Genomic DNA, 8,522 nt, shown 5'->3' with positions numbered 1-8,522 from the left:
AACCCGGCCCGCAGGTGTCAGCCCACGTGTGGACGGTGCGCGGCATTGGGGCCGATGGCCTGCGCTGACGGCAGCGTTACCAGCAGCTTGGCAATTTCAACCGCGACCGTCTGGGCATGGCGGGCGGCTTCCGGCAGACCCATGAGCTCGCCGAAAGTCCCTCGTGCCAGCGGGCCGGCGACCAGGAGTGTCGCGACCGCCGCGCCGTCCCGGCCGATCGCGCGGCTGTCGAGACCTGTCTCGATGCCAAGCCCATATTGGTCCGTCCTGATCAAGCCGGCTTCCGCCAGCGAGCTTAGCGCCGGGTTCAGCTGCAGCGCCTGCCCATGGGCCGGACCGGTGGTGTTGATGACGGCAGCGAAGCGCATCGTCTCGATCCGGGTCTGCCCGCGCCGTTGAAAGCTGACAGCCAGGCTGCCGTCCTCGTCGTTCGACGCGACAAGCCTGGCGGCAATGGTGTCGACTGTACCGGCGGCATGACGCCGGTCGAGCACGGCGGCGACCTGCGGCGCGATCCTGAAGCGATGCACGTCCCAGAACACGCGCAGCTGGCGCACCAGCCTTGCCCGCTCCGGCGGCGCAAGTGCGGCCCACAGCACCGGCCCCTGGAGGCGCAGCTGATCGAAGACCGACTGCCAGTTGACGCTGGCGGCGCGCGCGGCCGCCAGCGTCGCGCGAATGGTCTTGAGCAGGCCGAGCGCCGTCGTGGCCGGCGCGGATGCAAAGTCGCCAAAAGGCTCGCCCCTGATATCCGGGTGGCCGCGCGAGCGCAGGCCGCGGCGCGACAGCGCGAGGATACGGCCGCGATGGCCACGGCGGTCGAGTTCGGCGACCATGTCGGCCGAGGTCAACCCGGAGCCGACGATCAGCACCGACGCCTCCGGCCCGATCCCTGAAAGCGCGGCGGAAGCGTACGGATCGGCGACGAAACCTGGCGCTTCCGTCAGCGAGGCCAGCGCGTTGGGAATGCCGGGCCGCGGATGCGTCGCTGCCAGGACGAGGATATCGGCGACGACCGGTCCGGCAGAGGTGTGCACGGTCCAGCCCGCGCCACTGGCATCGCGTGTCACGCGTGTGGCGGAACCTTCGACATGATGGACAAGGCCGGAACCGAGATACGGCGCCAGATGCTCGGCGACGTAGCGGCCGAACACGCGACGGCGCGGAAAAGCGTCGCCGTTCTTCCAGATGGCATCCGGGTCGTGTTCGAGTTCTCCGCTGCCAGCCAACCAGCGTGCAAAATGCTGCGGATCATCGGGAGCCATGCTCATCCTGACTGCGGGGACATTGACCCGGTGCGACGGTTCCTCGCTGGAATAGGCCAGGCCGCCGCCGAGCGCTGGTCGCGGCTCGATGACGGAAATCGACAGGCACTCCGATTGAGGTGCCCGCGCCAGATGCCAGGCCACCGCCGCGCCGGAAAAGCCGCCGCCAAGGATGGCGACGCGCAACCGGCGGGCCGGAGGGAGCGCGTTCACGAGGCGCTGGCGAGCGATTTCGGCCGGTGGTCGCCGGCGATGGTCTCGCCGAACGGACCGGTGTTGACGGACGAGCCGGCGGCTTTTACCGGATGGTCGGTCGGCAGTTTCGGCAGCACCAGTTCGCCGAAGCGATAGGCTTCTTCCAGATGCGGATAGCCGGACAGGATGAAGGTATCGATGCCGAGGCGCCGGTACTCGTCGATACGCTCGGCGATCGTGTCGGGGTCGCCGACAAGGGCAGTACCGGCACCGCCGCGCACCAGGCCGACGCCTGCCCACAAATTGGGCGCGATCTCGAGCTTGGCACGATCGCCGCCATGCAATGCGCTCATCCGCGCCTGCCCGACCGAATCCATGCGCGCAAAGACTTTTTGGGCCGAGGCGATCGTCGTGTCGTCGAGGCGGCTGATCAGCCTGTCGGCAGCGGCCCAGGCCTCCTCGGTGGTTTCGCGGGCGATGACATGCAGCCTAATGCCGAAAGAGAGCTTGCGGCCGGCCTTCTGCGCCAGTTCACGCACCCTGTCCAGCTTGCGCTCGACATCGGCAGGCGGCTCGCCCCAGGTCAAATATTTGTCGATCTCCTGCGCCGCCACCGTCGACCCGGCATCGGACGAACCGCCGAAATACAGCGGCGGGTAAGGCGTCTGCACCGGCGGAAACAGCAGCCTTCCGTCCTCGATGTGGAAATGCTTGCCGTCATGCTCGACCGTCTCGCCGCTCAGCACCCGCTTGTATATGCGCAGGAACTCCTGCGTCACCTCATAGCGTTCGGCATGCGACAGGAAAATGCCGTCGCCCTTGTTCTCCAGCGGATCGCCGCCGGTGACGACGTTGATCAGCAGGCGGCCATTTGAGATGCGGTCCAGCGTCGCAGTCATGCGCGCGGCCAGCGTCGGCGACTGCAAACCGGGCCGCACGGCGACAAGGAAACGCAAGCGTTCGGTCATCGGCACAAGAGCCGATGCGATCACCCAGGAATCCTCGCACGAGCGGCCGGTCGGCAACAGCACGCCATAGTAGCCGAGCGTGTCGGCCGCCTTCGCCACTTGCGTCAGATAGGGCAGATCGACCGATCTGCCGCCCTCGGCCGTGCCGAGATAGCGGCTGTCGCCATGCGTCGGCAGAAACCAGAGCACCTTGATAGGGTCTGGAATGTGCTTGCTCATGGCCTGTCTCCCGTCGCCTGACGGAGGCGGCCGGAGATGCCTGCTTTGGTTGACGGCGAGCGCAAAAAGGTAGGCATGGCGTGGTCCTGTCCGGGTGGAAACCAGATCGCCAGTGCAGATTGCTTATTCCACAAACTCTGTAGAGTTAGTTTATTCCAATTCCGTTGCCGCTATTAGAATTTCTCTCCCCAAGAAATCGGCGGCGAGGCCGACCCGAGTGCAGCGGGCCGGCCTTCCTGCATCAGAACGCTGGTTCGACCGCGTTGACGTTGTCCTTGGTGACAACTGTCAGCGGGATCGGCAGCCGGTCCTTGACCTCCTTGCCCTCGATGATCTCGGCCATCGTGTTGATCGCCAGGCGGCCATCCTCGACGGGCGACTGGACGATGGTCGAGTACATCTCATTGGTGCGGATCGATTCGAACGCATCCTTCTGGCCATTGATGCCGACGATCGGCGGTGCGGCCTTGGAGGGGTTCGCCTCTTTCCATGCGTCGATGAAGCCGCGGGCCATCGTGTCGTCATTGGCGTAGACACCGCTGATCTGGTCGCCGAAGCGTGTGATCAGATCGCGGCTCACCACCAGCGCCTTTTGCTGGTCGAAGTCGGCGTTGACCGTGTCGAGCACGTTGATCTCGGCATTGGTTTCCTTGAGACGGTCGGTAAATCCGCTGACGCGGCCGATCGTGGTGCCGTTGCCGGCCTGGCCGGCGATGATGACGACGGAGCCCTTGCCGCCCAGCGCCTTGCTCAGCGAGTCCGCCGCCAGCTTGCCTTCCTCATAGACATCAGGCCCGGTGAACGACTTGATGAACGGCTTGGCATCGTCGCTCATCGGCGAATTGATGAGGATCGCCGGAATGTTCGCCTGCTGCGCGCGCGCCAGCCCCGGTATGTATGCCTGCGGGTCGAGCGGCCACAGGATGATGCCATCGACCTTGCGCGCAACGCAGGTGTTGAGCTGCTCGGTGCCTTTCTGGACATCAAAATCCTGGCTGAGGCTCAGGATCTCGATGCCGAGTTCCGCAGCGCGCGCCTGAAGCGCCTTGTTGGCCGGCGTCGCGTAGGCATGCGAATCCGCTGCCGTCACGTAGCAGACCGTCTTGGCGCTGGCCCAGCCCGTCGATGCCAGCACAGCCGCCATGGCGGCGACGTGAAGCATGCTTTTCTTGCCAATCATGTGTTTCCTCCCAATCATGTGGTTCCTCCTTGAGTGATTGGATTGTCGCGAACGAGCGCCGGGCGCGTGCCCGGAGCCCTCCCCTTGGTGGTAACGGCCCGATCGAGCACGACGAGCAGGATCAGGATAAGCCCGGACACGACCTGCTGGACGTATGCGGGAACGGACTGGAACTCCATCGCGATGGTCAGCGAGCCGATCGTCAGCACGCCGCCGAGCGTGCCGAGCGCGGATCCCTTGCCGCCTTCGAGACGAGTCCCGCCGACAACGACCGCGGCAATGACGGCGACCGTCAGTTCCGAGCCGAAGACAGGCGAGCCGGTGTTGGTGACGAGGCTCTGGAGAACCCCCGCCAGGCCGGCAAGCGTGCCGGCAAAGACAAAGCCGAGAAAGACGATACGGTCCGAGGCGATACCGCTTTCCTTGGCAGCCGCCGGGTTGGACCCCACCGCAAAGACGTTGCGCCCAGGTATGGTGCGCGTCAGCCAGAAATGCAGCAGCACGATCAGGGCGATGAACAGCACGCTGCGGAGGGTGAAGACATCGAGATAGATCTTGGCCAGCGCCAGGGAGAGCATGATGTCGGTTCCGGTCACCGGCTGGCTGTTGGTGATCCAGTGCGCGAGTGAGCGGAAGATCAGCATCGTCGCGAGCGTCAGCACGAGCGAATTCACCTTCAGGCCGACGACCAGCATGCCGTTGATGGCGCCTGCCAGGGTACCGACCAGGATGCCGGCGATCGCGGCGGGCAGGATGCCGATCTCTCGCTGCAGGATGACCGATACGATGCCGGCCAGGGCAAACACGGCGCCACCGGAGAGGTCGATCTGGCCCGATATCAAAAGCACCGTCAGGCCGACCGCGATCAGGCCGATCGTCGCCGCCCGGTCGAGACCGAGGCCGAGCGTCGATGCCGAGAGGTAGCCGGGGACCAACAGCGCGGAAATGACGAGCGTCAGGCCGAGAATGATGACGACGCGATGCTGCGAGACAAGCGAAAGAAAACGCATCACGCCACGCCCCGCTTGCGCAATGCCGCATCCATGCCGACGGCACCGACGATCAGGATGCCGAGCACGAAACCCTGGATTGGCGTGCGCACACCGTCGAGCACCATGACGTTGGTCAGCAGTTGCACGAAGATGAGGCCGGCAATGGCCCGCGGCACCGATCCGAAGCCGCCGACGATCGACACGCCGCCGACCACCACCGCCGTGATGGCGCTGAATTCGTAGCCGCCGCCGATGAGCGGCCGCGCGCTCTGCAGCGTCAGCCCGAGCAGGCCGCCGCTGATGCCGGAAGCCAGTGCGGTGATCACGAAGGCGCCAGCCTTCACGGCCCGCACCGGAACCGCACTAGCCTCGGCGGCGCTGTAATTGCCGCCGGTGGCGAGCGTCCATCTGCCCCAGAAGGAGCGGGACAGGACGAAATGGCCGACAAGGGCGATGACCAGGAAGATCAACACCACGACCGGAATGCCGAACAGCCGGCCCTTGGCGAATTCGGCTGAGGCGGGATTGCTGCCATAGACGATGACCCCGCCGACAGCCGCTTGGACGATGCCCAGTCCGATCGTGCCAACGCCGAGCGTGGCAATGATGGGATTGATGCCGACATATCCGACCAGGCTCCCGTTGAGCAGGCCTATGAGGCCCGCGAGACCCACCGCCAGCAGGAACGCCGGCAGCGGCCCGATCATCGGCTGCAGCCCGAGCGACAGGATGGCGCCGCAGGCGATGGTGGCCGGCACCGACAGGTCGGCCAGGCCGCCGACCACGAGCACGAAGGTCATGCCGACGACGACGATGCCGACGATGGACATCGAGGTCAGGACGTTGAGCAAATTGCCTGACGTGAAGAAGGCGGGGCTGACGAGGGAGCCGTAAAGCATCACGGCGACGATGGCGAAGGCGAGCCCCGCCTTCGACAGGACATCGACAAGCCTGCTGCCACGCGTAAAGCGGTCGTTGCGGTTCACGCCACCGATCTCCATGGCCGCTTCGCTCAAGCCATCTCCTCCCCGGTGGCCAGCGCCATGATGCGCTCCTCGCTCAATTCGCTGCGCAAGAGAGGCTCGGAGGCATAGCCATCGCGCATCACCACCACGCGGTCGCAGACTCCGAGGATTTCGGGCAGTTCCGACGAGATCATCACGGCCGCCATGCCGCCGGCGACGAGTTGGCCGATGATGTGGTGGATCTCGGCCTTGGCGCCGACGTCGACGCCCCGCGTCGGCTCGTCGAGGATCAACGCCGAAGGTTTGGCGGCAAGCCATTTGGCGATGACCGCCTTCTGCTGGTTGCCGCCCGACAGAAGGCTGATGCGCCGTTCGCCGTCGGGCGGTGAAATCGAAAACTGCTTGACCGAATCCCGGGCAAGCGCGCGATCGGCGCTGCGGCTGATGCGTCCGAAACGGGTCAGGCGGCGCAGGATGGGCAGGCTGATGTTTTCCCGGACCGACATTCCAGGCACGACGCCATCGCCCTTGCGATCTTCCGGAACATAGGCAATGCCTGCCCTGACCGCCTGGGATGGCGAGTTGATCGAGACCTCGCGTCCGTTGACGCTGACCGTGCCCTCGACAAGCCGCGACAGGCCGAAGATTGCGCGGGCAACCTCGGTGCGACCAGCGCCCACCAAGCCGGTCAAGCCCAGTATCTCGCCGGCGCGCACATCGAAGCTGACATCGCGGAAGCGCTGTCGGTCGCTGATATGCTCCACGCGCAACACGGACTTGCCGATCGCGGCCGGACTTTTCGGGAAGACATTGCTAACTTCGCGACCGACCATCAGCCTGATCATATCGGCAGCCTTTATGCCCTTGATCGGACGCGTCTCGATCATTGAGCCATCGCGCAGCACCGTCACCTCATCGGCGATTTCGAGCACCTCCTTCAGCCGATGGCTGATGTAGACGATGGCGATGCCGTCATCGCGCATCTTGCGCAGGATCCGGAACAGCGCCGCCGTCTCATGCTCGCTGAGGCTGGATGTCGGCTCGTCCAGCACGATGATCCTCGGCTGCGCCGCATAGGCCTTGGCGATCTCGACGAGCTGCTGCTGGCTGATAGAAAGGTTGCCGAGCCGTTCACGCGGATTGATGGCCGCTCCGAGCTCGTCGAGGACGGCAGCCGCCGCCCTGACCATCTCGCGCTTGCGCAGAAAGGTCCATTTGCCGGGCATGCGGCCGAGATAGACGTTCTCGGCGACGGTCAGGTCGGGGACCAGATTGATTTCCTGGTGCACCATGCGGATGCCGAGCGCCTGGGCGTCGGCGGGCCGGCGCATGCGCACCTCGGCGCCACCGACTTTGATCGTGCCGCTGGTGGGCGCGTAGGATCCGTTGAGGATCTTCATGAGCGTCGATTTGCCGGCGCCGTTCTCACCCACGACCGCATGAACGGTGCCGAATTTCACGGCAAAATTGACGTTGGACAGAGCCTTCACGCCTGGAAAGTTCTTGCTGATGCCTCGCATATCCAAGGCGCAATCGGCGGCGACGGTCATATCTGGCTAGGTTCCTCCTGGCGGCCGGCCGGTGCGCTACATCGGCCTTCGATATGTTAGTATAATAGCGCTGCAAACGCAGTCGGGCTTCTTCGAACAAGCTTGAATGGCCTGCGCTGTTGAAGATCCAAGCCTCAGTCCCGGACTGAATTTTCCATCGTTCATCCTCACTATTGCACTAATATAACAGTTCTGGCAAGCTGGATTCCGGCGGGTCGTCATGACGTGGTGCGTCCCCGACCCCACGCTTGTATTGGATGCGTTCCAATTGACATTCTAGTATTATCTGGCCATTTCTGGTGAACGAAGACACGGATTTGCAATGGACCTGGATCCTTCGACGCTCAATCGGGCTCTTCCGCTCCGCGATCAGATCTACCACAAGATCCGCAACCTGATCGTCGTCGGGCAGTTGAAGCCGGGAGAGGTCATCAACGAGGTCGCCATCGCGGAGGCCCTGGGGGTGTCTCGCACCCCCGTTCGCGAAGCGGTCAAGCGCATCAGCGACGAGGGCCTGGTCAAGATCCTGGCGCAGACCGGCACCTATGTTGCTCCGATCAGCCGGGCCGACCTGGAAGAAGCCTATGTCATCCGGCGGGCACTGGAGATGGAAAGCGCCCGACGCGCGGCCGCCAAGTTCACAGCGGCAGCCAGCGAATTGCTGGAAGACAACATGGCGGCGCACCGGCTTGCCATATCCCGCGGCAGATATGCCACCGCGATACAACTCGACGATGTCTTCCACCGCACCATAGCCGAGATCTGCGGCCTGCCGATGATCTGGAGAGCCGTCGACATCTCAAAGGCACAGATGGATCGCGGGCGCTATCTCGCCATCCCAAGACCGGGTTATGGCGAACAGACGATCGAGCAGCACGAGGCCATTTTCGACGCCCTGAAGCGCCACGACGCCGAGGGTGCGGCACGGGCCATGGAACATCATCTCGAGACGTCGTTCCGCAACACGCTCGAAGTCGCCGCCGACCTTCTCGGCTGAAGCCCCGCGAGCAACCAGCATGCAAAGAATGGGACTTTGTATCGGCGTGAAAGCCGAGGCGATCGCGGACTATAAGCGCGTCCACGCCGCCGTCTGGCCCGAAGTGCTCGACGTCATCAGCCGCGCCAACATCCGCAACTATTCGATCTTCCTGCGCGAACCGGAGAACCTTCTGTTCGCCTGCTGGGAGT

8 protein-coding genes are annotated in these 8,522 nt (G+C 64.4%); 2 read left to right on the top strand and 6 right to left on the bottom strand.

The annotated features are described in order from the left end of the window. Positions 1–17 precede the first annotated feature (17 nt). The 6 genes from EN925_RS12590 to EN925_RS12565 all read right to left on the bottom strand — a co-directional run bounded on the left by EN925_RS12590 (position 18) and on the right by EN925_RS12565 (position 7,334). The gene (locus tag EN925_RS12590) at positions 18–1,478 is read right to left on the bottom strand and encodes an FAD/NAD(P)-binding protein (protein WP_128336581.1); all 1,461 of its coding nucleotides are present in this window, start codon (positions 1,476–1,478) and stop codon (positions 18–20) included. Further along, the gene (gene ssuD / locus EN925_RS12585; protein WP_127369493.1) at positions 1,475–2,647 is read right to left on the bottom strand and encodes an FMNH2-dependent alkanesulfonate monooxygenase; all 1,173 of its coding nucleotides are present in this window, start codon (positions 2,645–2,647) and stop codon (positions 1,475–1,477) included. The genes EN925_RS12590 and ssuD overlap by 4 nt, the downstream gene beginning before the upstream one ends. Before the next feature lie 241 nt (positions 2,648–2,888). Then, positions 2,889–3,827, bottom strand: a complete 939-nt coding sequence (locus EN925_RS12580) for a sugar ABC transporter substrate-binding protein (protein WP_013528163.1) — start codon at positions 3,825–3,827, stop codon at positions 2,889–2,891. A gap of 14 nt (positions 3,828–3,841) precedes the next feature. Beyond that, positions 3,842–4,837 carry an ABC transporter permease gene (locus EN925_RS12575; RefSeq protein ID WP_063169855.1) on the bottom strand — a complete coding sequence of 332 codons (996 nt, stop codon included), beginning with the start codon at positions 4,835–4,837 and terminating at the stop codon, positions 3,842–3,844. Further along, positions 4,837–5,835, bottom strand: a complete 999-nt coding sequence (locus EN925_RS12570; RefSeq protein WP_245461030.1) for an ABC transporter permease — start codon at positions 5,833–5,835, stop codon at positions 4,837–4,839. The genes EN925_RS12575 and EN925_RS12570 overlap by 1 nt, the downstream gene beginning before the upstream one ends. Next, positions 5,832–7,334 carry a sugar ABC transporter ATP-binding protein gene (locus EN925_RS12565; RefSeq protein WP_127388410.1) on the bottom strand — a complete coding sequence of 501 codons (1,503 nt, stop codon included), beginning with the start codon at positions 7,332–7,334 and terminating at the stop codon, positions 5,832–5,834. The genes EN925_RS12570 and EN925_RS12565 overlap by 4 nt, the downstream gene beginning before the upstream one ends. A 322-nt stretch (positions 7,335–7,656) precedes the next feature. Between EN925_RS12565 and EN925_RS12560 the strand changes: the two genes are divergently transcribed. Continuing rightward, complete coding sequence (locus tag EN925_RS12560) at positions 7,657–8,331, top strand: GntR family transcriptional regulator (RefSeq protein WP_013528167.1); 675 nt, start codon at positions 7,657–7,659, stop codon at positions 8,329–8,331. A gap of 19 nt (positions 8,332–8,350) precedes the next feature. Then, positions 8,351–8,522, top strand: a 172-nt coding sequence (locus EN925_RS12555; RefSeq protein WP_128336580.1) for an L-rhamnose mutarotase, incomplete at its 3' end; no start/stop codon positions are given.

It is taken from the genome of Mesorhizobium sp. M7A.F.Ca.US.006.04.2.1, from assembly GCF_004022915.1.
GTDB lineage: Bacteria > Pseudomonadota > Alphaproteobacteria > Rhizobiales > Rhizobiaceae > Mesorhizobium > Mesorhizobium ciceri.
This window is presented reverse-complemented; position numbering and strand designations above follow the sequence as displayed.

Coding starts and splice junctions, on each gene's coding strand:
- EN925_RS12560 (WP_013528167.1), top strand. CDS start 7,657: ATGGACCTGGATCCTTCGACGCTCAATCGGGCTCTTCCGCTCCGCGAT.
- EN925_RS12580 (WP_013528163.1), bottom strand. CDS start 3,827: ATGATTGGCAAGAAAAGCATGCTTCACGTCGCCGCCATGGCGGCTGTG.
- ssuD (WP_127369493.1), bottom strand. CDS start 2,647: ATGAGCAAGCACATTCCAGACCCTATCAAGGTGCTCTGGTTTCTGCCG.
- EN925_RS12565 (WP_127388410.1), bottom strand. CDS start 7,334: ATGACCGTCGCCGCCGATTGCGCCTTGGATATGCGAGGCATCAGCAAG.
- EN925_RS12575 (WP_063169855.1), bottom strand. CDS start 4,837: ATGCGTTTTCTTTCGCTTGTCTCGCAGCATCGCGTCGTCATCATTCTC.